Source organism: Streptomyces sp. NPDC028910 (genome assembly GCF_055564955.1).
In genome coordinates this window covers 82,961-107,932 of record NZ_JBVHVF010000011.1, presented here as the reverse complement: position 1 = coordinate 107,932, position 24,972 = coordinate 82,961, and the positions used below count along the sequence as shown (strand labels likewise).

The following is a 24,972-nucleotide window of genomic DNA, read 5'->3' as shown; positions in this document are numbered from 1 at the left end:
TGCGAGGTTTTCCTCCATGGGTCCGTGGCTACATTGCTCGGGTGACCACACGACGCCCCCGGGGCCCGTACGCCAAGACCGCCGCGAAGCGGCAGGAGATCCTCGACGCCGCTCTCGCGGCCTATGCCGAGGCGGGCAGCCGGGGCGTGTCCGTGCGGGACATCGCCCAGCGGGTGGGGATGACCGACGCGGGCGTACTGCACCACTTCGGGAGCCGTGAGGCGCTGCTGACGGCTGTGATCGAGGCCCGCGACACCGCCGCGGCCGAGGTGTACACGCCGGAGACCGTCCTCTGGCGGACGGAGTTGCTGGCCCGGAACGCGGCCACACCCGGGCTGGTCAAGCTGTTCCTGGACATCGCCGCGGCCTCCGCCGATCCGGATCACCCCGGGCACACGTTCTTCACGGAGCGCTATCGCGGCCTGCGGCTTCAGATCGCGGCTCTGCTGCCCGGGGGGCCGCCGCCGGGGCTCGCATCCAAGGGGCCGGTGTCGGACGCCGATGCCGACTGGGCCGCCCGGATCCTGCTGGCCGCGACGGACGGCCTGCAGCTCCAGTGGCTGCTGGAGCCGTCGATCGACATGGCCGGGGACATCGGCCGGCTGCGGGACGTGCTCCTGGAGGTGCTGGACCGGCAGCGGGAGCGGGAACCGGAGTCGGGGTCGGGGTCGGGGGGCGGGGGCGCCCCGGCGTCCTAGGTTCCGTCGTCAAATGTCACGCCCACATCAGGAGTGATGCGAAGGTGACGGCTGCTTCGTAGGACTGGGCGGTCTTGTCGTAAGGGGTGGCGATGCCGCGCCACTGCAGGTGTGGTCCGTACGCCGGGCCGCAGTGATCCGCGCCCGCACCGCGGGCATCGCCTCCCCGCCGGCCGCGTCCTCGCGCGGCGCGGCCGTTCTTCCGCTCCAACGGAGCTATCAGTCCCCGCATATAAGGCCAGCGCCGACTCCCGTGGCTCCGACCGGGGCGCGTCGCCCGAGATGCGCGGGGACGGCGCGGTCGTGGCGGGTTTCAGCCGGGGGCGCAGGGAGAAGTAAGCAGGTGTGCTCCTGCCGTGGGGCAGGAGCGTGGGGCGGGACGGGGGATGGCGATGGGCAATGCTCGTGGTGGGGAGCAGGAGTGGATGGATCTGGCGGACGCGATCACGCTGTTGCGGGATCAGGTCGCTGAGGCGCAGCAGCGGATCGCCAGTCCTGGTGGTACGGGGGGCGGTGACAAGGGGCTGTTGTTCACGCTGGGGGAGATCACGCTCGAGTTGGGCATGGAGCTGTCGCGTACCCAGGGGGCGGATGGGGGGCTGCGGTTCAGCGTCGTCAGTCTGGGCGCCAAGAAGGAGTCGGGGGACCGGGCGACCCACACGGTGACGGTGCAGCTGAAGGCGCATGCGCCGGACGGCGGCGACATCGAGATCAGCGACGTGGAGTAGCCCCCCCGGCCAGGGGACGGGGTCGGGGTCGGGATCGGTGCACCGTGCAGTGATGAGCGTGGGGGGCGTGTGGAGTTCGACCGCCGGGTGCAGATCCGGGTTCGTAAGGCCGGCACGAATCAGAGGGCGCTGGGTTCAGGCTATCTGCTGGCGCCGCGCCTGGCGCTGACAGCCGCTCATGTGCTTGACGGCATGGCCGACGCAGGCCAGGGGGCGGTGACGGTGTCCCGTCCGGACACGGGACGGGGGGAGTCTCCCGCGACCGTGCGCTGGCGGCGCAAGGACGAGGCGGTGGATGCCGCGCTGATCGAAGTCGACGACGGTCACGGGTGGCCTTCACCGGACTCGCTTGCCGATCTGCTCACTCGGCCGCCCCAGCGGTTCGGCCGCCTGATCGGCACGCGCCCGTACCCGGTCACGCTGGTGGGCTTTCCCCGTATGCAGAAGGACCCCCGGGACGGGCGCCGCTTGGACGAGCAGCTGACCGGACACATCGTGCCTGGTACCGGACTCCTCGCCGGCCACTACGAGATCGTCAGCATCGCCCCTACCATGCCGTCGGCCGGCGGGGCGGGCAGCCGTTGGTCGGGGATGTCGGGGGCCGCCGTTCTCAGCGACGACCCCTTGACCGGGGACTTGCTGTGCGGAGTCGTACGCCGGGACCGGCGGGCCGACGGCGGCACGCGCTTGACCGCCACCCCGGCCGCCGAGCTCTTGGCCGACGACGACTTCCGCGCACTGATCACCGAGCACACCGACTGGGAACCGGACCTGGAACTGGTCGAAGCGGCCGCCTTGCTCGCCCCGGCCGCATCCGACCGGGACCTGAACTCGCCGGCCGCGCTGCTGCGCGCGGACGCCGAAGCCGTCGCGTTCCACGGCCGCGACGACGAACTCGCCGCCCTGCGCACGTGGTGTGAGAGCGGGCCGGCCGCCCTTTCGGTGTGGGTGACGACCGGGCCCGGCGGTCAGGGCAAGACCCGCCTGGCCCGCCGTCTCACCGCCATCCTCAGCCGCCGGGGGTGGGCTGCCGGGCACCTGCGCTCGGAGCTCACCGACCACGACGCCTCACCGGACTTCTCCGCGCTCGCCACGGCGCTGCCTCTGCTCGTCGTCGTCGACTACGCCGAGACCCGCCCCCGTCTGGTCCGGCGCCTGATCGCCCAGCTGCACCGCTCCCGCCACCGTGTGCGCGTCCTGTTGCTGGCCCGCTCCGATGGGGAGTGGCGTACCGACGCGCTCAACGCCGCCCCTGCCGTACGCACCCGGCTGACCGCGGCTCTCGTCGCTCCGCTCGCCCCGCTGACCCCCCGCAACGAGCCCGACCAGGGGCGTCTGAGCGCGTTCACGCAGGCCGCGAAGGACTTCGCGCGCCTGCTGCCCCGCGTGCCCACCGTTCCCGCACACGACTGGGCGGCCCTGGCCGAAGCCCTTCAGCCGCCCGACGACCTGAAGCATCCCCGCTACGACAACGCACTCACGCTGCACATGACCGCCCTGGTCACTCTGTTGCAGCAGGGTCCGGCCCCCACCGTCAGCGCACCTGGAACCCCGGCGGAAGAAATCCTGCTATCCCACGAGGAACGCTTCTGGGAGACCAGCGCCGACGCCCCCGCCTACAAGCTGAACCTGCCGACCCGGGCCCTCGCCGCGGCGGTCGCCGCCGCCGCGCTGTGCGGAGCCGCCAGCGAGGAAGAGGCTGCCTCCGTCATCGAGACGGTCCCTGGCCTGCCCGCCGACAGAGCCGCAGGCATCGTCCATTGGCTGTCCAAGCTGTACCCGGCCGATCTCGACCGCTTCTGGGGTTCCCTCCAGCCCGACCGTATCGCCGAGTACCACGCCTCACGCGTCCTCGCCGACGATCAGCTCAGCCTGCCCGCTCTTCTGAGCGCGGCCGCACCCGGACAACAGGCGCAGATCATCATCGTCCTGGCGCGCGCCGCCACCGGCCACTACAACGCCGGCCGTGTCACTGGCAGCGAACTCCTTCTGGACGCCTTCTCCGCCGCCCTGGACCGAGTCCCTCTCGCCTACCAGGCAGTCCAGACGGCGACCGCTGCCCTGCCGTACCCTTCTCGCATCACCGACGGCCTCGCGGTACGGCTCAACGCCGCCCTCGTGCAAGCCGATCGGCAGATCGCGCGGCACGATCCTGTCGCGCACGCACCCGAGCTCGCCCGGTCGCTGACCAACTACAGCCTCCACCTGGCGCAGGTGGGTGAGCAGACGGACGCCCTCACCATGGCCGAGCAGGCGGTGGAGATCTACCGTCGGCTGGCGAAAGACGACCCCGCCGCGCACGAACCCGACCTCGCCCGCTCGCTGACCACCTTCGGCAACCACCTGGCGGTCATGGGCCGGCCAGGCGAAGCCTTGACCGTCACCGAGCAAGCGGTGGAGATCTACCGCCATCTGGCGAAGGACCACCCCGCCGCGCACGAACCCCCCCTCGCCGCCTCCCTCATCAATCTCGGCAACCGGCTGGCGGGCATGGGCCGGCTGACCGACGCTGTCACGATCACCGAGCACGGCGTGGCGGTTCTTCGTCGGCTGGCGAAGGACAACCCCACGCCATACGAGCCTGAACTCGCCCGGTCACTGCCCAACCTGGGCGTTCACCTGGCGCAGCTGGGCCGGACGACCGCCGCCTTCGTCGTCACCGGGCAGGCGGTGGAGATCTACCGACGCCTCGCGAGGGTCAACCCTGCCGCGTTCGAGCCCGACTTCGCCGGCTCGCTGACGAACTTCGGCAGCCGGGCGGGGGAACTCGGAGGCCTGACCGAAGCCTTGTCCGTCACCGCGCAGGCGGTGGAGATCTTTCATCGGCTGGCGAAGGACAATCCTGCTGCCTACGAACCCCGCCTCGCTCTCTCGCTGACGAATGCCGGCATCTGGCTGGCGCGGTCCGGGCAGCAGGAAGACGCGCTCACCATCACCGAGCGGGCCGTGGAGATCCTTCGCCGGCTGGCGCAGGACAACCCTGCCGCGCACGAGCCCCAGCTCGCTGTCTCGCTCATGAATCTCGGTATCTGGTTGCATGAGGGCGCTCAGCAGCCCCAAGCCCTCGCCGTCACCGCGCAGGCGGTAGAGATTCTTCGCCGGTTGGCGAAGAACAATTCCGCCGCGTACGAACCCGACCTCGCCCGGTCGCTGACGAACCTCGGGGCTTATCTGGCGGAGGCGGGGAGCGAGACCGAAGCCCTCACCATCGCCGAGCAGGCGGTGGAGATCTACCGCCGGCTGGCCAAGGACAATCCCGCCGCGCACGAACCAGAGCTCGCCCGGTCGCTGACCAGCCTCGACGAGCGCCTGGAGGAGTCCGGGCGGCAGGGGGAGGCCCTTGCCGTCAACGGGCAGGCGGTGGAGATCTACCATCGTCTGGCGAAGCGCGACCCTGCCGCGTACGAATCCCGCCTCGCGGCCTCGCTCATCGATCTCGGCGTCAAGGCGAGGGAGGCAGGCGGCCTGGGCCAAGCCCTTGCCGTCACCGCGCAGGCGGCGGAGATCCTTCGTCGGCTGGTGCAGGACGATCCCGCCACGCACGAACCCGAGTTCGCACGGTCGCTGACCAACCTTGGTTCCTACCTCGCGCAGTCAGGGGAGCAGACGCAAGCCCTCACCAGGACCGAGCAGGCGGTGGAGATCTACCGTCGGCTGGTGCGGGACGATCCTGCCGCGTACGAGCGCGACCTCGTTCGGCCCCTGTCCGTCCTGGCCGTGCTGCTGGGGAAGAAGAAGGATCCCCTCGGAGCGCTGCGTGCCACCGGGGAGGTCGTGGAGTTCTGGCGCGGCCAAGTCGCCGTGACCCATCGCGTGCCCCCGGAACTGCCTGCCATGCTGGACCTACAGGCGGAGTTCCTGGATGCTCTGGGGCGTTCGCATGAGGCGGAAGCGATCCGCGTGTGGCTCAGGGAGCACGGGATCGCTCCTGGTCCGCATAGTTGACCAGTTTCGAGCCTTCCGGGAAGCCCCAGACGCCTCACGCCGGACACCCGCTAGTCCGGCGCCGGTGGTGCCTGCTCGATCACCGTGTCGGGGTGCAGCGTCACCGCAACCCGCGTGCCGCGTGCCGTCCGGACGATGGCGCAGTCCAGGGCGTACGCACGGACCAGCCGCAGGCCCCGGCCGCAGCACGCGGCGGCGTCGTCGCCGGGGAGGCGCGGGCGTCGGGGGCGCCACCTGCCGGTGTCCTGGACCTGGAGGGTCACCGTGCGCCCGGTGGTGGTCAGCAGCACCGCCACGTCGAGGCTACCGCTGTGCCGGACGGCGTTGGCGACGAGCTCGGTCGCGATGACGCCGAGCGCCTCGTCGGCCTCGTCGCCAAGTTCCCAGCGGCGTGCCGTCTCCCGGGCGAAGCGGCGTAGCAGCGGCACCGCCTCGGTGGTCGCGGGCATCACGCACAGGGCTCGTCGTTCGTCCCGAAGGCGCAGGCCGGGCTGGAGGGGGACGAGGTCAGGGGAGTCGAGGGGGGTGCTCTGCGTGGCGGTGAACATGGGGGCTCCTTGCGCCGGGGAGGGGCGGGGCGCGGGGCGGCCGGGGAAGCCGCCGGTTATGCCACGGTAAGCGCGAAAACTTTGGATGTCTAGGTTTTCGTGCCATGGCTGCGCCCCCGGCCGATGTCCGGTCGGGGGCGCAGGTCAGGAGGTGGTTCTCGTCAGGCCGTGGGCGTCCAGCGCTGGGCCGCCGTGCCCGAGCAGGTGGCGAGCGTCAGCTTCGTGCCGTTCGCCGTGCCCGCCCCGACCGGGGCGAGGCAGCGCCCGCCGCTGGTGACGGTCGACTGGGCGCCGAGCTGCCACTTCTGGCCGGCCGAGCCGTTGCACGGCTGGACGGCGACCGTGGTGCCCGCGCCGTCGAGGCAGACGCCGTCCTTGCCGGTCAGGGCCCCGGCGGCGGTGAATGTCCAGCGCTGGTTGGCGCTGCCGTGGCAGGTGTACAGCGTGGGTTCGGTGCCCGGGGCGGAGGCGCTGTAGGGCAGGTCCACGCAGGTGCCCGACGCCCCGTTGACCAGCGTCGCGTTCGCCGGCGGCGGCGTCGCGCGGCCGGTGGCGGAGATCTCGGCGGCACTGGTCCACGGACCGCTGTCACCCGCCTCGGTGAGGGCCTTCAGCCGCAGGTAGCGGCCCGTCTTCGGGGCGAAGGACGCCTTCTTCTCCGTGGCGCTGTCGGCCCACACCCCGGTCGCGACCGGGCTGCCCCAGCTCGCCGTGGTGTCGGAGACGTACACCTCGTACGACCCGATGCGGCCGTTGCTTCCGCCGTCCTGACGTGGCAGGTACGACAGGCTGTCCACGTCGTAGCGAGCTCCGAGGTCGATCTGGACCTCGTGGGGGAGCTGCGCGGCGGCGCCGCCGGAGTAGGCGGTGTGCCACTTGGTGGCCGGGTCGCCGTCGATGGCGTTGGCGGCGGCCCCGTCCTCGGACGTGGTCTCCTGGCTGTCGGTGTACGCGATCTTCCAGGCGGCCTTGGAGAGCGGCTCGCCGGTGGCGGGGACCTCGGCGGCCGGGAGTAGTGTCACACCGGACGCGGTGACCGTGAACGCGCCGGACTTCGAGCCCGTCTTGACCCACAGGGCGCCGGAGCGGTCGGCCGGGTCGAAGTACCAGCCGGTCGTGGCGGCGTCGTACGCGGCCTTCGACGTCATTGCCGGCAGGGCCGTACCGTCGACGGTGACGCCGCCGGGGGCGGCGGCCGCGTGGACGGTGAACTCGTAGCGGCGCGAGGCGGGCTTGCCCGTGTAGGTGCCGGTGCTCGCGCCGACGCTGATCTTCACGTCGCCGGCGCCGGAGGTCGGGGCGGTGACGTCGACCTTCTGCTTGGCGTACGCGCCGGTCTGGTACTGGCGGGTGATGCCGTCGTCCTCGTACAGCGTGAACGTCGACGAGCCGCGCGGGTACACGTCGTAGGTGAGGGTGTCGACGGGCTTCTCGCCGGTGTGGTTCATCTGCGGCCACATCGGCACGATTCCGCCGCCCTTGACGAACATCGGCAGCCGGTCGAGCGGGGCGTCGTAGCCGTTCAGCCAGCCCGGCCCGCTGTACGTCTTGCCGCTCCAGTAGTCGGTCCACGTGCCGGCGGGCAGGTAGATGCCGTCACGCTTCGTGGTGTCCGTCACGACGGGAGCCACCAGCAGCGAGTCGCCGGACATGAACTGACCACTCGTCTGGTTGCCGCGCGCGACCGGGTCGTTCGGGTACTCCAGGACCATGGCCCGCAGCGTCGGCGTACCGGTCTCGGTCGCCACCCGGCTCATGGAGTAGAAGTACGGCATGAGCCGCATCTTCAGCTTGAGGTACTTGCGGTTGATGGACAGGTACGGGTCGGAGAACCGCCAGGGCTGCTTGTCCTGGTAGCCGGCCTCCGGGTTGGTGGCGCCCCAGCCGGACATCGTCATGAAGACGGGCGTCAGGGCCTTCCACTGGAGGTCGCGGACGTATGTCTTCGGACTGCCCTGGAAGATGCCGTCCACGTCGCCGGCGGCGTAGTTGAGGGCGGAGAGGCCCGCGCCGGTGACGGCGGGCACGTGCCAGCGCATGGCGTCCCAGTTGCCCGGGGTGTCGCCGGTCCAGACGATGGCGTTGCGCTGGGTGCCGGCCCAGCCGTCGACCGTCCAGACGTAGCGGCGGGCGTCGGAGTTCTTCTCGATGCCGTCCACGGCCTGCTGCACGCCGTCGAAGGCGTACTTGTAGCCGGGACCGATCCAGGCGACGTCCGTCTTGACGCCACGGCTGCCCGCGACACCGACCTCGTCGTCGATGTTCGCGAGACCGGTGGAGGTCCACAGGCCCGTCTGGAAGCCCTTCGCCTTCAGGCCGTCCACGGTCGCCTTCAGGTCCGAAGTGCCGCAGCCGTAGCCGTCGTTGGGCAGGAACCAGCCCGAGGGCATGTCGGCGGCGCGGGCGTCGGTCGCGTATCCGAGGACGTCCTTCGTGGTCTGGTGACGGAGCCGGTCGTGGTCACCGGTGTAGTCGGGGTTGGAGGCGTTCCAGCAGTCGGCGTTGCCCAGCTCGAAGCCCCAGAGGGGGGCGAGGAACGGCTTGCCGCTGACGTCGGTGTACGAGTCGAGGACGCCCTTGAGGGAGTCGCCGACGAAGTACCAGGCGTCGAAGCGGTTCTCGTTGTGCGTGAACGTGCCCGGCGCGCCGAAGGTGTACGTGCCCGGGGCCCAGGTGTTGCGCATCACGCCGTAGTTGTTGGTCGATATGTAGAAGGGCGCGGGGCTCGCGTTGTGGTTCTCCAGCCACTTGTTGCTGCCGGAGATGGGGACGGTCTTGCCGCGCAGGGCCCACTCGCCGAGCCGCAGACCGGTGCCGTAGAACTGCTCGTCCGTGCCCTGGGCGAGGTACTGGCTGGTCTGCGTACCCGTCCACGACATGGGCTGGGACTCCGCCCACACCAGCGTGGAGTTGTCGGCGCGGTAGACGGAGAACCGCAGCGGGGACTTGTTGACTCGTATGTTCAGGGCCGGGGTGCTGATCCGGTAGTAGGCGCCCGCGTCCGTGACGCTCGTGGTCACGGCACCGAAGTCGGTGTCGATCGCGAGGGCGTTGCCCGCCGGATCGTCGGTGAAGCCGCCGTTCGGCGACAGCCATATCCGGAAGATGTCCTGCCGGGCGAGCGTGATCCGGGCCTTCGCCGCCGTCGACGTACTGATCGTGACGGTGTTCCCGGACTGGCTGACCCCGGTGGCGTCGCCCGCGGTCGCCGCGGCCGCCGGCGACGCCGGGCCCACCACCGAGAAGAGCGCCGCGACCATGGCCGCCACCAGGCCGAGGACGGCTGGTCGCCCGCCTCTGCCTCTACCTCTGCCTCTGCCTCTGATTCGTACGGAAGAGCGTTCTCTCATCACCGCCGCCTTTCGCTCGCCGACACGGCCGACTGGTCCGCGACATGACAGCAGTCCCCTTTGGATGACGTCAAGTGCTCGGTTGCCGCATCTATCAATCAAAAACAATCAGAACGATGCATGACGCCTCGACCGCCGCGCGGTGGTCACAAGTGCATAACTCACCCGGGTTCGCAGGTGACAGAAGCAAGGGTGGGTGCTCTAAGTTGAGCGATACGCGCCCAACCTGCTCAGTTTCGCGCGTCAACCTTTCTCTTCGTGAATCAGGCGGTAGTTGCCATGAAGCGACGTCTCTTCGCCCTGTCCGCCGCCGGAATCGTCGGCGCGCTCGTGCTCTCGGCCTGCGGGGGCGGTTCCGGCACCTCGGCCGGCCCGGACGGGGTCACCACGATCAAGTTCGTCGCGGCGGACTACGGCTCCAACGGCGACAACCCCAGCCAGGCGTACTGGCAGGACGTGATCAAGGCGTTCGAGACGACGAACCCCAAGATCAAGGTCGACCTGCAGGTGATCAACTGGAACGACATCGACGCCCAGGTCAAGACCATGGTCCAGAACGGCGACCAGCCGGACATCCTCCAGACCGGCGGCTACGCCGACTTCGCCAAGAGCGGGCTGCTGTACCCCGTCCCGGAGGTGCTCTCCGTCAGCACCGAGGGGGACCTCATCGCCGCCATGGCCGACGCCGGCCGCCAGGACGGCACCGCGTACGGCATCCTGTTCGTCTCCAGCGCCCGGATGTTCCTCATCAACAACGACCTGTTCCGGAAGGCCGGCCTCGACCCCAAGAAGCCGCCGCAGACCTGGGCCGAGGTCACCGCCGCCGCGACCGCGCTCAAGCAGGCCGGCGTCGAGGTGCCCCTCGGCGTCCCGCTCGGCAAGGAGGAAGCCCAGGCCGAGGCGTTCATCTGGATGCTGGGCAACGGAGGCGGCTATCAGGACTCCGGCGGCAAGTACGCCATCAACTCCGCCGCCAACGTCGAGACGTTCACGCAGCTGGGGAAGTGGGCCGACGCGGGCCTCACCGAGAAGAGCCCGGCCGCCGTCAACCGCACCGACCTCACCAAGAACTTCGCCTCCGGCAAGGTCGGCATGCTCAACGGCTTCCCCGGCCAGCTCGCCGAGCTCAAGGGCATGGACGTCACCTGGACCGCCATGCCCGGCGCGACCGAGAAGAACCCCAGCACCCTCGGCGTGGCCGACTGGGTCATGGCCTTCAAGAAGGGCGGCCACAAGGAGGAGATCAAGGCCTTCCTCGACTTCGCGTACGGCAAGGAGCACACGGTCAGGTTCGCCAAGACCTACAACCTGCTGCCCGTGACCCAGTCGGCGCGCGCGGCACTCGCGCAGGACCCGGCCCTGAAGGACCTGGCGCCCTTCCTCGACATCCTGCCGGCCGCGACCTTCTACCCGCTCAGCGACCCGACCTGGCCCGGCGTCTCCGCCCAGATCAAGACCCAGATCGGCAGCGCTCTGGGCGATCCGCGGAAGACCCTCGACGCCCTCCAGAAGGCGGCCGAGCAGGCGGGGCGGTGACGGGCCGCGGCCGCACCTCCGAAACGAGAACGCACGTGTTCGCCAGCACCACACCCCCTGCCACCATCCGGCGGGCCGACCGGGCCCGCCGGCCCCACCAGCCCCGCCGGGCCGCGGCCCCGTGGCCGGGCCGGCGTCCCGGTCCCGGGCGGCCGGCCGGGCCCCGGCCCCGCCCCTGGTTCCGGCGCCTCGGCGCCCTCCCCTGGATCGGCCCCGCGGTCCTCCTCATCCTCGGCGTGGTCGTCTGGCCGGTCGTCGAGATGGTCCGCACCTCGCTGCGGAGGATCGACACCTCCGGCGTCGACCAGGGACCGGCCGGACTCGACAAGTACCGCAAGCTCTTCGCCGACCCGCGCCTGCCCGACGTCCTGACGTGGACGACCGTGTGGACGGTGGCCGTGGTCGCGTTGACGATGCTGGTCTCACTGGCCCTGGCCCAGTTGTTCAACCAGCGTTTCCCGGGGCGCCGGATCACCCGCTGGGCGCTCATCGCGCCCTGGGCGGCCTCCGTCCTGATGACCGCCATCGGCTTCCGCTGGATGCTCGACCAGGTCGCGGGCGTCCTCAACCGGCTCCTCCTCGACCTCGGTCTGATCGACTCGGCCGAGGCGTGGACCGGCGACGCCGCGCACGCCAAGCCGTGGCTGGTGGCCGTCGCCGTCTTCGTTTCCCTGCCCTTCACCACGTACACGCTCCTCGCCGGACTCCAGACCGTGCCCGCCGAGGTGTACGAGGCGGCCCGCGTCGACGGCGCGTCGCGCCTCCAGACGTACCTCCGGGTCACGCTGCCCCTGCTGCGGCCGGCGTTCCTCGTGGCGCTGGTGATCAACCTGATCAACGTCTTCAACTCCTTCCCGGTCATCTGGGGCATGACCCAGGGCGGCCCCAACGCCGACACCGCCACCACCACCGTCTTCATGTACATGCTGCGCAGCTACGACGTGGCCGAGTCGGCCGCCCTGTCGGTGGTCAACTTCGCCGCGGTCATCGCCATGGTCCTGGTCTTCCTCAAGGTCAGCGGCTGGAAGGAGACGGACCGATGAGCACCGCGACGACACGCCGGCGCCCGCACACGAAGACCGTGCTGCTCACCGTCACGGCCTGGGCGCTGGCCGCCCTCTTCCTCGCGCCGTACGCCCAAATGGTGATCACGGCCGGGCGGCCGGCCGACGAACTGCGCGACAACGGCTATCTGCCGTCCCGCTTCGACTGGTCGGCGTTCACCCGCGTGTGGAGCGAGACCACGCTCGGCCAGAATCTGACCAACACCCTGCTGATCGCGGCCGGTTCGACGCTCCTCGTGCTGCTCGTGGCGCTGCCCGCCGCGTACTACACGGCGCGCGTCCGCTTCCGGGGGCGCAGCGCCTTCCTGCTGCTCGTCCTCGTCACTCAGATGTTCCAGCCGACGGCGCTACAGGTGGGGCTGTACCGGGAGTTCCACGCGCTCGGCCTGCTGGACACGACGACCGTGCTGATGGTGGCCAACGCGGCGTTCAACCTCGCCTTCGCGGTGTGGATCATCAGCGCGTACATCGGCTCGATCCCCGTCGAGCTGGAGGAGGCCGCGATGATGGACGGCTGCGGTCGGGCGCGCGCACTGTTCCAGGTGACCCTGCCGCTGGCCATGCCCGGCATCGTCACCGCCGTGATCTTCACCTTCATCGCGGCGTGGAACGAGTTCATCATGGGCCTCACGCTCACCACCTCACCCGAGCGGCAGCCCCTCACGGTCGGCATCAACAACATGATCGGCGCCTACAGCGTGCAGTGGAACCAGGTGTTCGCCGCGTCGCTGGTGGCCATCGTGCCGGTGATCGTCCTGTTCGCGGTGATCGAGCGCCATGTGGTGTCCGGCCTCACGGCGGGGTCGGTCAAATGACCCCGGGCGCCCAGGGCTCGTCCTATACGCAGTGGACGTCGACGCCCTGGGCGGTGAGCTGCTCGACGAGTTCGTCGGGGGCGTCGTGGTCGGTGACGAGGGCGTCGATCTCGGCGATGGTGCAGACGCGGGCGAAGGCCCGCTGGCCGAGCTTGGTGGAGTCGGCGACCACGATCACCTTCTCCGCCCGCTCGGCCATGGCGCGGTTGGCGCTCGCCTCGCCCTCGTCGTGCGTGGAGGCGCCGAAGCGGGGATCGACGGCGTTGACGCCGAGGATGGCGTAGTCGAGCGCGAGCCCCTGGAGCGCGGCGGCCGCGAGCGGGCCGGTCAGCTCGTACGACTGGGGGCGCGCGACGCCGCCGGTGACGACGGTCTTCACGTACGGGCGCACCGCGAGCTCGTTGGCGATGTTCACGGCGTTGGTGACGATGGTCAGCGCCGTGGACCCCCCGTGCTCGGCCAGGTCGGCCCGGGTCGCCAGCTCCCTCGCCACCTCGGACGTCGTGGTGCCGCCGTTGAGTCCGACGACGGCGCCGGGCGGGATGAGCGCGGCGGCGGCGCGGGCGATGCGCTGCTTCTCGTCGGCCTTGCGCGCGGTCTTGTAGCGCAGCGGCAGGTCGTAGGAGACACCGCTGAGCACCGCGCCGCCACGGGTGCGGGTGAGCAGTTGCTGGCGGGCCAGTTCCTCCAGGTCGCGGCGGACGGTGGCGGGGGAGACGTCGAGCAGCGCGGCCGCCTCGCCGACCTCGATGCTGCCGCGCTCGCCCAGAGCGTCGAGCAGTCGCGTCCACCGCTCGTGCGTGCCCATCACAGTTCTCCTCGCCTCGCGACCACCAGGAGCAGAGCGTAACCCGGATCGGCCCTGATGTGATCAATGCTGCGCGCACTTGCTCAAAGTTGCTTGAAAGACCTATAAACAAGTCATCTTCAGTCATCTCTCGGGTGCTGGGCCCGACCGTAGAACCCTCTGGGAGGCATTCATGAGTCACGTCGAGGTGGAGATCGCCGCGCAGCCCTCGTGCTGGCGTCGAGCGCTGGAGGCCTGCCCGGCCGGATTGCCCGAGGCCGGCGAGCGGGTCGCGGTCGTCGGCTGCGGCACCTCGCTCTACATGGCGCAGGCGTACGCGGCGCTGCGCGAGGACGCCGGGCTCGGCGAGACCGACGCCTTCGCCGCCTCCGGCTTTCCGGCCGAGCGCCGCTACGACCGGGTGGTGGCCATCAGCCGCTCCGGCACCACGACCGAGGTGCTCGACGCCCTCGAACGGGCCGGCGACACCCCGACCGTGGCGCTCACCGGCGATCCCGACACCCCCATCAGGACCGCCGCCGACACCGTCGTCGACCTGTCCTTCGCCGACGAACGGTCCGTCGTTCAAACCCGCTTCGCGACCACCGCTCTCGTCTTGCTGCGCGCGAGCCTCGGCAGCCTGCCGCCGGACCTGCTCCGGCAGGCCGAGTACGCCCTCGCGGCCCGGCCCCCCGCGGAGTTGCTGAGCGCCGGGCAGTTCACGTTCCTCGGATCCGGCTGGACCACCGGGCTCGCGCACGAGGCGGCCCTGAAGCTGCGCGAGGCGTCCGGGGCGTGGACGGAGTCGTACCCGGCCATGGAGTACCGGCACGGCCCGATCAGCGTCAGCGGCCCCGGCCGTTGCGTGTGGTTCTTCGGCGAACCGCCCGCCGGGCTCGTCGACGAGGTCGGTGCGACCGGCGCGTACGTCAGTGTGTCCGCCGGCGACCCGCTCGCCGACCTGATCCGCGCCCAGCGCCTGGCCGTGGCGCTCGCCGAACGCCGCGGCCTCGACCCCGACCGGCCGCGCAACCTCACCCGCTCGATCGTCCTCACCGGCTCATGACCGCCGCGAGCGCCACGAGGACGGCGGTGGGGACGGCCATGGGGACGGCGGCGGGGTCGGCCGTGGGGTCGGCCGTGGGGACGGCGGTGGGGACGGCGGTGGGGACGGTCATCGCCCTGGACGTCGGCGGCACCTACATCAAGGGAGGCACTCTCGGCGACGGCGCCACCACCATGGAGCACGTCGAACGCTGGTACACGCGCGCCGACCGCGGCCCCGAGGCGGTCCTCGAAACCGTCCTCACCTGCGCCGCGGAACTCGTGGAGCGCTGCCCGGACGCGCGCGCGGCCGGGGTCGTCGTGCCCGGCATCGTCGACGAGGGCTCGGGCCTCGCCGTCCTCTCGGCGAACCTCGGCTGGCGCGGCGTGCCCGTCCAGGACTGGCTCGCCGAACACCTCGACCTGCCCGTCGGGTTCGGCCACGACGTACGGGCCGGGGGACTGGCGGAGGCGCGGGCCGGCGCGGGGCGCGGCTGCGCCGACTTCCTCTTCGTACCGGTCGGCACGGGCATCGCCGCCGCCGCGTTCAGCCGGGGCCGCGTACTCACCGGCGGCCACGGCCGGGCCGGGGAGCTCGGGCACGTGGTCGTCCGGCCCGGCGGTGCCCGCTGCCACTGCGGCGGACGCGGCTGCCTGGAGACCGTGGCCTCCGCCGCCGCCATCGCCCGCCGCTACACCCGAGCCACAGGCTGGCACGGCATCACCGCCCGGGACGTCCAGGCCCGCGCCGACGCGGGCGACACCGTGGCCGCCGGGATCTGGTCCGAGGCGATCGACGCGCTCGCCGACGCCCTGGCCACCGCGGTGACGCTGTACGACCCCGAACGCGTCGTCATCGGAGGCGGCCTGGCCCGCGCGGGCGAGGCGTATCTGGCGCCCCTGCGCGACGCCCTCGGCCGGCGCCTGACCTTCCAGGCCGTACCGCACCTGACCGGGGCCCGGCTCGGCGACCGCGCGGGGTGCCTGGGCGCGGCGCTCCTCGCCCAGGACCTTCTCGAGCAGGAGGGGACGCGCTCGTGATCCTCACCGTCACGCTCAACGCCGCCCTGGACATCACCCACCACGTCGACCGCCTCCACCCCCACACCGCACACCGCGTCCGTGATGCCGGCGCCCGGGCGGGCGGCAAGGGCGTCAACGTCTCGCGGATCCTGCACACCCTCGGCCTCCCCACGCTGGTCGCGGGCCTGGCCGGCGGACCGACGGGCGAGGCGGTACGCCGCGAACTGGGCCGGGCGGGGCTGCCGGAGAACCTCACGCCCATCAGGGGCGAGTCCCGGCGCACGGTGGCCGTGGTGGACGGGCACACCGGTGACACGACGACGCTGCTGGAACCGGGTCCTGTCGTACTGCCGGGGGAGTGGCGGACCTTCCTCGCCGACTTCGACTCCTGCGTCGAACGTGCGACGGTCGTCGTGCTGTCCGGCAGCGTGCCGCCCGGCGTACCCGAGGACGCGTACGCGACCCTCGTCCGCGCCGCTCGCGCCCGGGGCGTCCCGGCGGTCCTCGACACCAGCGGCCCGGCCCTGCGCCGCGCCCTCCCCGCCGGACCGGCCCTCGTCAAGCCGAACGCGGACGAACTGGCCGAAGCCACCGGCGAGTCGGACCCGTACCGGGCGGCGAAGGCGCTACGCGCCGCTGGAGCCGAAGCGGTGGTCGCTTCCCTCGGCCCGGACGGCATCCTCGCGGTGACCCCGTCGGGCGCCTGGCGCGCCGTCCCTCCCGAGCGGCTGCGCGGCAACCCGACCGGCGCCGGGGACGCGGCGGTCGCGGCCCTGGCCCGGGGCCTCGTGGCCGGCGTCTCCTGGCCGCGGCGGCTGGCCGAGGCCGTGGCGCTGTCCGCGGCCGCCGTCGCCGCCCCACTGGCCGGCTCGTTCGATCCCGCCGTCCACCGCCGCATCCGCGCAGCGGTGGACGTCCACCCCCTCTCGTAAGGAACGCTCATGCCTCTCGTAGGAACGGGGGACATCGTCGCCCCCGCCGCAGCTGCCGGACACGGCGTGGGCGCCTTCAACGTCATCCAGCTCGAACACGCCCAGGCGATCGTGGCAGGAGCGGAGGCCGCCGACGCGCCCGTGATCCTCCAGATCAGCCAGAACGCGGCCCGCTACCACGGCGGCCTCGCCCCCATCGGCCTGGCGACCCTGGCGGTGGCCCGCGCCTCCCGGGTGCCGGTCGCGGTCCACCTCGACCACGCGACCTGCGACGACCTGGTCAGCGAAGCCGTGGAGCTCGGCTTCACCTCGGTCATGTACGACGCCTCGGCCCTCCCGTACGGGGACAACCTCCGCGCCACCGCGGCGATCAGCGCGCACTGTCACGCGGCCGGGGTCTGGGTGGAGGCCGAACTGGGCGAGGTCGGTGGGAAGGACGGCGTCCACGCACCGGGGGCACGCACCGATCCGGCCGAGGCGGCGGCGTTCGTCACGGCCACGGGCGTGGACGCGCTCGCGGTGGCCGTGGGAACGTCCCACGCGATGCTCACGCGCGATGCCGCACTGGACTTCGCCCTGATCCGTGCGCTGTGTGCGGCGGTCCCCGTGCCGCTCGTCCTGCACGGCTCGTCGGGCGTCGCGGACGACGACCTGAGCGCAGCGGTCGGCCACGGCATGACCAAGGTCAACATCGCCACTCACCTGAACCAGGTCTTCACCACGTCCGCCCGCGAGGTGCTCGCCGGCGACCCGTCGCTGGTCGACACCCGCCGGTACCTCGGTGCCGGACGGGCAGCCATGGCCGATGAGGTGACACGGCTGCTCGGCGTCCTCAGAGCCCCGGCCGCACCCGCGTCGCCGGACCGCTGAGGAGGCGCGGCCTCGACCCGCGCCCCGCTATTGATCAGCTCGTCGGGGGCGGTGACGGTGCCGACGCGTTCGATGGATCTGCCTCGGGGGGTCTGGAAGGGCAGGTACGCGTCCTCCCAGTAGTCCAGCATCTGGGTGCCGTGACATGCGGGAAGTCGGCGAGCGCCTCCAGCCATACGGAGGATCGTTCCGCCAACTCGTGGTCGCTGGAGACGGCGAGCACGCGCGGGTCGCGGAACAGGATCGGACCCACGGTGAGGTCGGGTTCCTCCACGGGCAGCCAGGCGACCAGGACGTCCAACTCCCCGGCGCGGAGCCGGGCGAACGGATCGTTGTAATGGGTCTGGCGCACCTGGAGTCGCCATTGGGGGTGGCTGGCCCGGAAGGTCCGCCAATGGGGGTGCAGATCAGGCAGGTTGAAAGGCATCATGCAGACGCGCAGCGTGGCGGTGACGCCCTGAGCCGCGAGCCGGGCCCGTTCCAGGCTCGCCAGCAGGCCGCGTACACCGGCTTGAGATCGTCGCGCAGGAGGCGGCCCAGCGGTGTCAGCCGGACGTCGCGACGGCTGGAGCGGTCGAACAGCTCGCCACCGAGGCGGCGTTCCTGCTGCTTGATGGCCTGACTCACGCGTGCCTGGCTCACGTGCAGCCGCGCGGCGGTACGTCCGCCCGCGTCCCCACGTTCCCCGACATAACCCTGTGGTGATCGGGCCATTCCAGATCCGGCGTTGATCATGCCCACCGCCCCGGGGGAGGCTTGAAGCCACCGGAGAGCGTCGCGCTCGGGACCAGCCAGATCAACGGACGCAGCGCCTGCGTGCCCGCGCACGTGGACAACCTGCGGAAGCCCGGGGTGAGTCAGGGCCACCTGGGGGCCGAGCTGACCGGCGGGACACGGACACGGACACGGATCGCGGCCACGAGCCAGGAACGAGGACACGATGAACCACCGGCTCGACACGACCGTGATGTACGCGATGCACGACGCGCTGCGGCGCGACCTCCAGCACGTCGCCCGCATCACCTCGCGCGCCGATCGCGACCCGGGCGAGGCCCTGCGTGCCGCCGCTGAAGACCCAAAGAGGAAGTATTGAATCCGCTTCGTTGCCGGTGCCACGTGTCAGCTACGGGCGACAGACGCACCCACCCACCCATGCGGGCACTCGCGCTCCCGGCCGCAGTCGTGGGGTGGTCCAGCCAGGCCAAGGCGGCGAGGGCCCCGAGGGCGGCGATGAGGGCTGCAGAAGAGGGTGCTCGCATTCATGGCATGGGTGAAGGCCACGTTGGAGGCGTGGATGAGCTCACCTGCGTGATCGGACGCAAGGGTGCCGGATGTCGGGGCCGTCCTGCCACAGCTCGACGCAGGCCGTCGCGCCGGGGGGCGTGCTTGCGGACATTGGTCAACGCCTCCTGGACCCTGCGGTAGACGGCCCGCTGGGCGGGTGTGCCCACGGTGGACGGAAGCTCACCCGTCAGCTCCGCATGCATACCGCTCGATTCCAGCAGTCTGCGCAGGTCCGCCAGGGGGGGCTGAGGCGGAATCGCTCCCGTTACGGGACCGGGAAGATCTCGTTCACGGGGTTATGAGCCTTTCTGATTCCGCGGTGTCCACAGGCGTGTGTGACGACTCGAGCGAAGCCGTCGTGGTGGCGGTGCGGCAGCTGACCCGGAGCACGCCCTGGACGGTGGTGGGGCGGGTGCCGCTGGACTTCCCCGCCCACCACCCTCAGGGCGTCACGCGTGGCCATGACCACCGCCTGTACGTGTCAACGGCGGAGATCACCGAGGCGACCCGCTTCCACGCCGGCCCGGTGGACGGCTACGACCGGACCCCCGGCCAGGGCCAGGGCCATGTGTTCGTGACGGACACCGAGGGCGCGGCGCTGGGCCGGGTGAGTGTCGGCGAGGGCACGATCTACCACCCCGGAGGCATCGACTTCGACGGTGAATCGCTGTGGGTGCCGGCAGCGGAGTACCGGCCCGACTCCCGTTCCATCGTCTACCGGGTGGACCCCGACACCCTGGAAGTGCGGGAGGCCTTCCGCTTCGACGACCACATCGGCGGGATCGTGCGCGACCGCCACAGCGGCCTGCTGCACGCCGTCACCTGGGGTTCCCGGCGGCTGCTCACCTTCACGGTCGACGGGAAGCTCGTCCACCGGGTCGACAACAAGAGCCACTTCGTGGACTACCAGACCTGTGTGACCGCGGGCGGCGGCCACATGGTGTGCACGGGCATCGCGGAATACCCCATGGCCGGGGCCGGGGCCGGGGTCTTCAGCCTCGGCGGGATCGCCGTCGTCGACATCGAGTCCGGCCGCATCGAGCACGAAGCGCCGGTGACCGTCCTCTCACCCGCCGGCCGAGTGGTTACGTACAACGCGGTACACCTGGAGACGGACGGGCGCGTCCTTCGGATGTTCGCCGTCCCCGACGACGGGGAAAAGGCGGGCGAATCGCACCTGATCACCCTGGAGACACCGCTGGCCACGTGACCCGGACGGCGAGGAAGTAGAGCCCCTCGTACATCAGCTCGCCGCCCAGCTCCGAGCACAGGCTCTGCGGGGTGAACCGGCGGCGGTAGATGGGGTACGTGGTGTCGGCGACGGAGCGGAGCTCTATCTTCTCCTCGTGCAGGCCGCCGTCGCTGCGCAGGTCGATCACGATCAGCTCGCGCGCCGTTCGACGTGCCTCGGCGAGGAACGCGGCCCGCTCCGCGGGCCGCAGCAGCCCGTAGAAGTTCGCCGTGACCGTGCGGTCGAAGGCTCCGGTGGCGAACGGCAGGGGTGGGAACAGCGCCCGCACACGCGCTGCCCGGGGTGCCCGGGCGTGGGTCAGCTCCAGCATCTCCGCGCTCTGGTCCAGGGCAACGACCGGGCCGCGGAGAAACCGCGTCCACACGCCGGTCCCACACCCCACGTCGAGCGCCCGCCCTTCGGGCAGCGCGGTGAGCAGTTTCCCGATGTCGGCGGTTTCCCGGTCCAGGCCGGCGTTCACCACGGGGTCGCCGCGGTAGCTGGTCTCGTCGTAGACCGGGGCACGATGCCGGTAGTACTGCTCCCGCACTAAATCACGCATGCCCCGACAGCTACCCCCGCCCGAACAACAGGCAAACAACGGGCGTCCTCACCCGGGGGAAAGGCCGGAAAGGCGCGTTGGCTGAAGGGTGAGCACACCTTTGCCGGCTCAACCGGTCAAGTAGCAGGTGTCGCCCACCGCATGTCGGGAACTTCGAAGAAAGATCACTCGATGGTGCACAAGGGCTGCCTGGGGTCGGTTCGGTGGCCAGACTCGAACCGCGTTGTGCCGAACACCGCTGCGCGCCGCTCCCTGCCAACCGGCCGGAGCCGGGGCGGGCCTTGCCGTGCAGGAGGCATGCTGTGACACACCATGACGGCCGCAAGCCGGGACTGGCCGAGGACGCGGTGGCCCTGGCCGCCGGCCTTGCCGATCTGGCGGTCAGCGGGCTGAGCAGCGCGGTGGGCGGCGTCAGCGCCCTGCTGCGCCGCGCCGACCTCGGCGACCTGCTGGCCGACGGCCAGGAGGAGACCAAGGCGCGCGGCCGCCTGCTCCTCGACCGGCACCATGCGGCCACGCCACCGGCTCACATGGAGGTCCTCGCCCGCACCGTCACCGCCCGCGGCCAGGCGGGAAGCGGCAGTGAGTGAACGGGAAGAGCACGCCTTACTGAAGAAGCGCATCGACCAAGTCCTCAGCGAATTCGTCACCACGGAAGCGCAGGCGCTGGCCGACATCGATGCCTCGCTGGCGCCGGTCGCAGAGCAACTTCATGCCGCGACCAGGCACGGCAAGCGCCTCAGGGCGGCGTTTTGCTACTGGGGCTGGCGCGGAGTCGGCCAGCCCGACAGCGAGGCCCTGGTACGCGCCGCCAGCGCGATCGAGCTGATCCACGCGGCCGCCGTGGTACACGACGACCTGATCGACCACAGCCGCACCCGGCACGGCCGACCCACCGGGCACATCGCCCTGCGCGAGGTCCTCACCCATCATGCGCGGCCGAAGGCCGGCGCCCGGGCCCTGGCCATGCTGTCGGGTGATCTGCTGATGTCCATGGCCGGGCAGCTGTTCACCACCTCTGGCCTGCCCGGCGCCTTCCTGAGCAGGGCCAGGCCCCTGTGGGCGGTCCTGGCCCGCGAACTGGTGGCCGGTGAGTGCCTGGAGGTGTTGCGCACCGGCTCCGAGCCGGACCCGGACGTATCGATGAAGGTGATCCGCTACAAGACCGCCAAGTACACCGTCGAACACCCCTTGCGGATCGGCGGTCTCCTCGCCGGAGCCCCACCGCGGCTACTGCAGGCGTACAGCGACTACGGCCTGCCGCTCGGCGAGGCGTTCCAGCTGCGCGATGACCTGCTGGGCCTGTTCGGTGATCCCGAGCAGACCGGCAAGGACCCGGCCGATGACCTGGCCGGGAACCGGCCCACCGCACTGATGGCCCACGCACTCACGTCCGCCACCCAGGCGGAACGCCTCGCACTGCACCACTTGCTCGGGCAGGCGAACCTCAGCGAGCAGCAGGTGGAACGGGTCCGGGAGATCGCTCACCGAACCGGGGCCGTCGCCCGCGTCGAAGACATGATCACCGCGCGGCTGCGTGAAGCCCAGGACGCCTTGGCCGACGCCGACCTGACGACCGGAGCACGCGGCGCACTCTCGGCCTTGGCGACGGTCTCGGCCGCCCGTACTCACTGACCGCCACCCACCGGAGTACCACGATGACTTATACCCAAGCGTCCATGGACGCCCTGCGCACCTCAGGGGACGAACTCGCCGACGCGACCGTGGCGACACTGTTCGAGCGCGGAGAGGTCGGCACGTTCAACACCCTCATGCGCTACGTCTCCACCGTCGGGCAGGACCTTCCCGAGGGGCTGCCGGAGGTGGCCCGCGAGTACCTGAACGAGACCACCGCGCCGCCGGCCTGGGTGGACTGGGGTGAGATCGAGAAGGCCCGGCTGTTCTTCATCGACAACAACGTGCACATCTCCACCGCGCTGTCCTTCGCCTCGATGCCCGCCTGCTACGTCCTGCCCCACGTGGCCAGGCTGCTGTCGGCCACGCACTCGCTGAAGTACCCCTCCAAGCGGATGGCCGAGACGGGCCAGTTCACCGTCTACCTCATGCAGCCCGACGCCTTCGAAGCCGGCAGCCGCTTCATCCCCGCCGCCCAGAAAGTGCGGCTGCTGCACGCTTCCATCCGCCACCACCTCAAGCGCGAGGACCGCTGGGACACCGCCGCCCTGGGCACGCCGATCTGTCAGGAGGACATGATCGGCGGGCAGATGATGTTCTCCATCCAGGTCCTCGACGCCCTGCACCGCCTCGGCATTCACATGAGCACCGAAGGCGCCGAGTCCTACTACTACGCCTGGCGGGTGGTCGGCGCCATCCTCGGCATCGACCAGGACCACGCCCCCGAGGACCTGCACGCGGCGCGCGAGTTCTCCGACCTGTACATGACCCGCCACATGGGCCCCAGCGAGGAAGGCGCCCAGCTCACCCGCCAGCTCATCGACCTCTACGAAGACGTCGTGCCCGGCACCTTCTTCGACCCGGTCGTCTCCGCCCTGATCCGCTACCTGATCGGCGACACCTGCGCCGACTGGCTGCACGTCCCGCGCACCGCCTGGGACACCGTCGTCAAGGCCGCCCCCACCCTGCTGGGACTGCTGGAAACCATCGAGGACAGCTCACCCCTGGCGACCTGGGCCCTGGACCGACTCGGACACCTGACCAGCGTCCTCGAACTGTCCTCCCTCACCCGCGGCCGCGTCATGCACTACGCCATCCCCGAACAGCTCAAGAACGACTTCGGAGTCAGCAGCACCATCCCGCCCAAGAGCCGCTGGACACCGCCACCGGCAACCATCAGCCAGAACCACGGCCCTGGTGCCCGCGGCTAGGCGTCGGTCAGGAGCGGTCCGAAGGTGTGCCGGCCGATCTCCTCACGCGCGACCTGGCCCGTCGGGCGGCCGCGACTGACCCGTCCTCGTGTACGGAGAGCGACATCTGTCGCCTCATCCGACCCGCCTGCGCCACCTCATGGACATGGCCGGAGTTCGGACCCGGATGCAGTTGGGCGGTTACGCGATCCGGCACGGCTGGTATAGCCACGGGCGACAACCCGTACGCGGACGGTCACCAGCGTTCGCGCGCTGGTGGCCGTACGCATGACGTGCGCAAGATGGGATGGACCCCCTCGGTACGTCTTGCGGCCATCACACTGATCGATCCGGCACACGCACGAGGAGGCGGGGTCATGACCACCGCCGAAGGAATTTTCGAGCCGAAGGTAGCGCCGTACAAGGTTGCGTCCGAAACCTATGTCATCCCTCAGCTGCTGGAGGCGCCGCCGGTCGGTATGTTCTACGTCAACTCCATGGTCATCACCGGCAGCGAGCCCGTGCTCGTCGACACCGGAGCGCCGTCGAACCGGCAGCAGTGGCTGGCTCACGCCTGGAGCATCGTCGATCCGGCGGACGTGCGGTGGGTCTTCCTGACCCACGACGACCACGACCACGCGGGCAACGTCCGCGAGGTCCTGGCCGCCTGCCCGAACGCCACCCTGGTCACGACCTGGTTCTCGATGGCCCGCTACGCCATCGACACCGAGGAGTTCTGGATGCCGTTCAACCGCTCCCGCTGGGTGCGCGACGGCGAGAGCTTCACGGCCGGGGACCGCACGCTCCTCGCGATCAGGCCGCCGTTCTTCGACAATCCGACGACGCGTGGACTGTTCGACCCGACTACGCGGGTCTACTGGGCGGCCGACACCTTCGCCACGGCCATCCCGCACCCCGCCGAAGACGCCGCCGACCTGGACCGGGAAGCCTGGCGTGAAGGGATGCTCCTGGGCAACCGGCTGAACCACCCATGGCATCAATGGCTGGACACCGGGAAGTTTAACGAGCACGTGGACCGCGTCCAGAACCTCGACATCGACACCGCAGCGTCCTGCCACGGCCCTGCGATCCACCGTGAGCTGATGGACGAGGCGTTCGAACTCATCCGCAAGGTTCCGGAGCTGCCCTACTGGGAGGAGCCGGGGCAGGACTTCCTGGAAGGAATCATCGCGGCGACGGCGAAGCCGGTGGTGTCATGACGCGGCACCGGGCCGCCGGAGCGGCCGGCGGTCCCGAAGGCTATGCGGTGTGCAGTACCTGAGCGTGCCGCATCTCGTGCACGGTGCCGATCCGGCGGATTGGCCGCCCTGCCGCTGGAAGAGCTGGAGCGGCTGCGCGTGTTGGTCCGCGACGCGCTGGACGCGACAGCCGGACAGCGGCCGCTCACCGACAGCCTGCGGAGCCGCCTGAACGAACTGGCCTCGTCCGCCCCCGTCGTCTTCCAGGTGACCGGCGACGGCCTGCTCGCACAGCAGGAACAGGGGGGCGGAGCCGACGCCGTCGTCGCCCGCGAGACGCTCGTCCTGGCCGCGGGTCCGGACCGTGAGCGGGTGCGGCGCTGTCACGCCCCCAGTTGCGGCATGTTCTTCCTGGCCAGGCGCCGCGACCAGGCGTGGTGTTCCCTCGGCTGCGGCAACCGGGCGAGGTCCACCCGGCGCCAGCCACGGGGAACCCAGGCCGGTGGTTCCGCCGCGCCCGATCCCACCTGA

The 24,972-nt window shown here is 70.9% G+C and carries 24 protein-coding genes and 1 pseudogene; 17 read left to right on the top strand and 8 right to left on the bottom strand.

Annotated features, from left to right (window positions below; genetic code table 11):
* Positions 1-41 precede the first annotated feature (41 nt).
* From ACZ4TV_RS16300 to ACZ4TV_RS16290, 3 genes are all read left to right on the top strand, one after another.
* Positions 42-698, top strand: coding sequence for a TetR/AcrR family transcriptional regulator (locus ACZ4TV_RS16300; RefSeq protein WP_468135056.1), 657 nt, complete (start codon positions 42-44; stop codon positions 696-698).
* Between the two features lie 425 nt (positions 699-1,123).
* On the top strand, positions 1,124-1,426 hold the full coding sequence (locus ACZ4TV_RS16295; RefSeq protein WP_451491165.1) for a trypco2 family protein: 303 nt from the start codon (positions 1,124-1,126) through the stop codon (positions 1,424-1,426).
* Between the two features lie 192 nt (positions 1,427-1,618).
* Entirely contained in the window at positions 1,619-5,371 is a 3,753-nt protein-coding gene (locus tag ACZ4TV_RS16290) for a tetratricopeptide repeat protein (RefSeq protein ID WP_468135054.1), read from the top strand.
* Between the two features lie 50 nt (positions 5,372-5,421).
* Here the strand turns inward: ACZ4TV_RS16290 and ACZ4TV_RS16285 are convergent, their stop codons facing one another.
* Entirely contained in the window at positions 5,422-5,919 is a 498-nt protein-coding gene (locus ACZ4TV_RS16285) for an ATP-binding protein (RefSeq protein WP_468135052.1), read from the bottom strand.
* A 161-nt stretch (positions 5,920-6,080) separates the two neighbouring features.
* Positions 6,081-9,179: a TIM-barrel domain-containing protein gene (locus ACZ4TV_RS16280; protein ID WP_468135202.1), complete on the bottom strand. Its 3,099-nt coding sequence runs from the start codon at positions 9,177-9,179 to the stop codon at positions 6,081-6,083.
* A 369-nt stretch (positions 9,180-9,548) separates the two neighbouring features.
* Between ACZ4TV_RS16280 and ACZ4TV_RS16275 the strand changes: the two genes are divergently transcribed.
* From ACZ4TV_RS16275 to ACZ4TV_RS16265, 3 genes are read left to right on the top strand one after another with little or no spacing between them, the layout of a single operon-like run.
* Entirely contained in the window at positions 9,549-10,805 is a 1,257-nt protein-coding gene (locus ACZ4TV_RS16275) for an extracellular solute-binding protein (RefSeq protein ID WP_468135050.1), read from the top strand.
* A 35-nt stretch (positions 10,806-10,840) separates the two neighbouring features.
* A complete protein-coding gene (locus tag ACZ4TV_RS16270) occupies positions 10,841-11,848 on the top strand; it encodes a carbohydrate ABC transporter permease (protein ID WP_468135048.1) in 1,008 nt (335 codons plus the stop codon).
* Positions 11,845-12,684 carry a carbohydrate ABC transporter permease gene (locus ACZ4TV_RS16265; protein ID WP_468135046.1) on the top strand — a complete coding sequence of 280 codons (840 nt, stop codon included), beginning with the start codon at positions 11,845-11,847 and terminating at the stop codon, positions 12,682-12,684. The genes ACZ4TV_RS16270 and ACZ4TV_RS16265 overlap by 4 nt, the downstream gene beginning before the upstream one ends.
* Before the next feature lie 22 nt (positions 12,685-12,706).
* Here ACZ4TV_RS16265 and ACZ4TV_RS16260 read toward each other — a convergent pair whose 3' ends face one another.
* Positions 12,707-13,492, bottom strand: coding sequence for a DeoR/GlpR family DNA-binding transcription regulator (locus tag ACZ4TV_RS16260; protein ID WP_468135044.1), 786 nt, complete (start codon positions 13,490-13,492; stop codon positions 12,707-12,709).
* Between the two features lie 172 nt (positions 13,493-13,664).
* Between ACZ4TV_RS16260 and ACZ4TV_RS16255 the strand changes: the two genes are divergently transcribed.
* A complete protein-coding gene (locus tag ACZ4TV_RS16255; protein WP_468135042.1) occupies positions 13,665-14,537 on the top strand; it encodes an SIS domain-containing protein in 873 nt (290 codons plus the stop codon).
* On the opposite strand, the gene ACZ4TV_RS16250 is transcribed toward ACZ4TV_RS16255, so the two are convergent.
* Positions 14,524-14,649, bottom strand: coding sequence for a hypothetical protein (locus ACZ4TV_RS16250; RefSeq protein WP_468135040.1), 126 nt, complete (start codon positions 14,647-14,649; stop codon positions 14,524-14,526). The two genes, ACZ4TV_RS16255 and ACZ4TV_RS16250, sit on opposite strands and share 14 nt — an antisense overlap.
* Here ACZ4TV_RS16250 and ACZ4TV_RS16245 point away from each other — a divergent pair.
* The 3 genes from ACZ4TV_RS16245 to ACZ4TV_RS16235 are packed head-to-tail and all read left to right on the top strand — an operon-like array spanning position 14,636 to position 17,340.
* On the top strand, positions 14,636-15,556 hold the full coding sequence (locus ACZ4TV_RS16245) for an ROK family protein (protein WP_468135038.1): 921 nt from the start codon (positions 14,636-14,638) through the stop codon (positions 15,554-15,556). The two genes, ACZ4TV_RS16250 and ACZ4TV_RS16245, sit on opposite strands and share 14 nt — an antisense overlap.
* Positions 15,553-16,470: a 1-phosphofructokinase family hexose kinase gene (locus tag ACZ4TV_RS16240; protein WP_468135036.1), complete on the top strand. Its 918-nt coding sequence runs from the start codon at positions 15,553-15,555 to the stop codon at positions 16,468-16,470. The genes ACZ4TV_RS16245 and ACZ4TV_RS16240 overlap by 4 nt, the downstream gene beginning before the upstream one ends.
* 9 nt (positions 16,471-16,479) lie before the next feature.
* On the top strand, positions 16,480-17,340 hold the full coding sequence (locus tag ACZ4TV_RS16235) for a class II fructose-bisphosphate aldolase (protein ID WP_468135034.1): 861 nt from the start codon (positions 16,480-16,482) through the stop codon (positions 17,338-17,340).
* 34 nt (positions 17,341-17,374) lie between these two features.
* Here ACZ4TV_RS16235 and ACZ4TV_RS16230 read toward each other — a convergent pair whose 3' ends face one another.
* Together ACZ4TV_RS16230 and ACZ4TV_RS16225 are read right to left on the bottom strand one after the other, a co-directional pair.
* The gene (locus ACZ4TV_RS16230) at positions 17,375-17,767 is read right to left on the bottom strand and encodes a LysR substrate-binding domain-containing protein (protein ID WP_468135200.1); all 393 of its coding nucleotides are present in this window, start codon (positions 17,765-17,767) and stop codon (positions 17,375-17,377) included.
* A complete protein-coding gene (locus tag ACZ4TV_RS16225) occupies positions 17,767-17,967 on the bottom strand; it encodes a LysR family transcriptional regulator (RefSeq protein ID WP_468135032.1) in 201 nt (66 codons plus the stop codon). The genes ACZ4TV_RS16230 and ACZ4TV_RS16225 overlap by 1 nt, the downstream gene beginning before the upstream one ends.
* A 313-nt stretch (positions 17,968-18,280) precedes the next feature.
* On the opposite strand from ACZ4TV_RS16225, the gene ACZ4TV_RS16220 reads away from it, so the two are divergent.
* Positions 18,281-18,433 (top strand): hypothetical protein, encoded by a 153-nt coding sequence (locus ACZ4TV_RS16220; protein WP_468135030.1) that lies wholly within the window; start codon positions 18,281-18,283, stop codon positions 18,431-18,433.
* Between the two features lie 237 nt (positions 18,434-18,670).
* Here ACZ4TV_RS16220 and ACZ4TV_RS16215 read toward each other — a convergent pair.
* A pseudogene (locus ACZ4TV_RS16215) lies at positions 18,671-18,881 on the bottom strand (two-component sensor histidine kinase); the annotation flags it as partial.
* Positions 18,882-18,943: 62 nt separating this feature from the next.
* Between ACZ4TV_RS16215 and ACZ4TV_RS16210 the strand changes: the two are divergent.
* Entirely contained in the window at positions 18,944-19,834 is an 891-nt protein-coding gene (locus tag ACZ4TV_RS16210) for a DUF6454 family protein (protein ID WP_468135028.1), read from the top strand.
* Here the strand turns inward: ACZ4TV_RS16210 and ACZ4TV_RS16205 are convergent.
* Positions 19,806-20,417 (bottom strand): class I SAM-dependent methyltransferase, encoded by a 612-nt coding sequence (locus ACZ4TV_RS16205; protein ID WP_468135026.1) that lies wholly within the window; start codon positions 20,415-20,417, stop codon positions 19,806-19,808. The genes ACZ4TV_RS16210 and ACZ4TV_RS16205 overlap by 29 nt on opposite strands.
* A 302-nt stretch (positions 20,418-20,719) precedes the next feature.
* On the opposite strand from ACZ4TV_RS16205, the gene ACZ4TV_RS16200 reads away from it, so the two are divergent.
* The 5 genes from ACZ4TV_RS16200 (at position 20,720) to ACZ4TV_RS16180 (ending at position 24,972) form a co-directional block, all read left to right on the top strand.
* The gene (locus tag ACZ4TV_RS16200) at positions 20,720-21,007 is read left to right on the top strand and encodes a polyprenyl synthetase (protein WP_468135024.1); all 288 of its coding nucleotides are present in this window, start codon (positions 20,720-20,722) and stop codon (positions 21,005-21,007) included.
* Entirely contained in the window at positions 21,000-22,052 is a 1,053-nt protein-coding gene (locus tag ACZ4TV_RS16195) for a polyprenyl synthetase family protein (protein WP_468135022.1), read from the top strand. Before ACZ4TV_RS16200 ends, ACZ4TV_RS16195 begins: the two co-directional genes overlap by 8 nt.
* A 23-nt stretch (positions 22,053-22,075) precedes the next feature.
* Positions 22,076-23,263, top strand: coding sequence for an oxygenase MpaB family protein (locus ACZ4TV_RS16190; protein WP_468135020.1), 1,188 nt, complete (start codon positions 22,076-22,078; stop codon positions 23,261-23,263).
* A gap of 356 nt (positions 23,264-23,619) precedes the next feature.
* Positions 23,620-24,462 carry an oxygen-binding di-iron domain-containing protein gene (locus ACZ4TV_RS16185; protein WP_468135018.1) on the top strand — a complete coding sequence of 281 codons (843 nt, stop codon included), beginning with the start codon at positions 23,620-23,622 and terminating at the stop codon, positions 24,460-24,462.
* A gap of 99 nt (positions 24,463-24,561) precedes the next feature.
* The gene (locus tag ACZ4TV_RS16180) at positions 24,562-24,972 is read left to right on the top strand and encodes a CGNR zinc finger domain-containing protein (RefSeq protein ID WP_468135016.1); all 411 of its coding nucleotides are present in this window, start codon (positions 24,562-24,564) and stop codon (positions 24,970-24,972) included.

What these genes read in the sequence shown, in the direction of transcription:
- ACZ4TV_RS16295 (WP_451491165.1), top strand. Translation starts at nt 1,124, where the DNA reads ATGGATCTGGCGGACGCGATCACGCTGTTGCGGGATCAGGTCGCTGAG.
- ACZ4TV_RS16290 (WP_468135054.1), top strand. Translation starts at nt 1,619, where the DNA reads ATGGCCGACGCAGGCCAGGGGGCGGTGACGGTGTCCCGTCCGGACACG.
- ACZ4TV_RS16285 (WP_468135052.1), bottom strand. Translation starts at nt 5,919, where the DNA reads ATGTTCACCGCCACGCAGAGCACCCCCCTCGACTCCCCTGACCTCGTC.
- ACZ4TV_RS16280 (WP_468135202.1), bottom strand. Translation starts at nt 9,179, where the DNA reads ATGGTCGCGGCGCTCTTCTCGGTGGTGGGCCCGGCGTCGCCGGCGGCC.
- ACZ4TV_RS16275 (WP_468135050.1), top strand. Translation starts at nt 9,549, where the DNA reads ATGAAGCGACGTCTCTTCGCCCTGTCCGCCGCCGGAATCGTCGGCGCG.
- ACZ4TV_RS16265 (WP_468135046.1), top strand. Translation starts at nt 11,845, where the DNA reads ATGAGCACCGCGACGACACGCCGGCGCCCGCACACGAAGACCGTGCTG.
- ACZ4TV_RS16260 (WP_468135044.1), bottom strand. Translation starts at nt 13,492, where the DNA reads ATGGGCACGCACGAGCGGTGGACGCGACTGCTCGACGCTCTGGGCGAG.
- ACZ4TV_RS16255 (WP_468135042.1), top strand. Translation starts at nt 13,665, where the DNA reads ATGAGTCACGTCGAGGTGGAGATCGCCGCGCAGCCCTCGTGCTGGCGT.
- ACZ4TV_RS16250 (WP_468135040.1), bottom strand. Translation starts at nt 14,649, where the DNA reads ATGACCGTCCCCACCGCCGTCCCCACCGCCGTCCCCACGGCCGACCCC.
- ACZ4TV_RS16235 (WP_468135034.1), top strand. Translation starts at nt 16,480, where the DNA reads ATGCCTCTCGTAGGAACGGGGGACATCGTCGCCCCCGCCGCAGCTGCC.
- ACZ4TV_RS16230 (WP_468135200.1), bottom strand. Translation starts at nt 17,767, where the DNA reads ATGCCTTTCAACCTGCCTGATCTGCACCCCCATTGGCGGACCTTCCGG.
- ACZ4TV_RS16220 (WP_468135030.1), top strand. Translation starts at nt 18,281, where the DNA reads ATGAACCACCGGCTCGACACGACCGTGATGTACGCGATGCACGACGCG.
- ACZ4TV_RS16205 (WP_468135026.1), bottom strand. Translation starts at nt 20,417, where the DNA reads ATGCGTGATTTAGTGCGGGAGCAGTACTACCGGCATCGTGCCCCGGTC.
- ACZ4TV_RS16190 (WP_468135020.1), top strand. Translation starts at nt 22,076, where the DNA reads ATGACTTATACCCAAGCGTCCATGGACGCCCTGCGCACCTCAGGGGAC.
- ACZ4TV_RS16185 (WP_468135018.1), top strand. Translation starts at nt 23,620, where the DNA reads ATGACCACCGCCGAAGGAATTTTCGAGCCGAAGGTAGCGCCGTACAAG.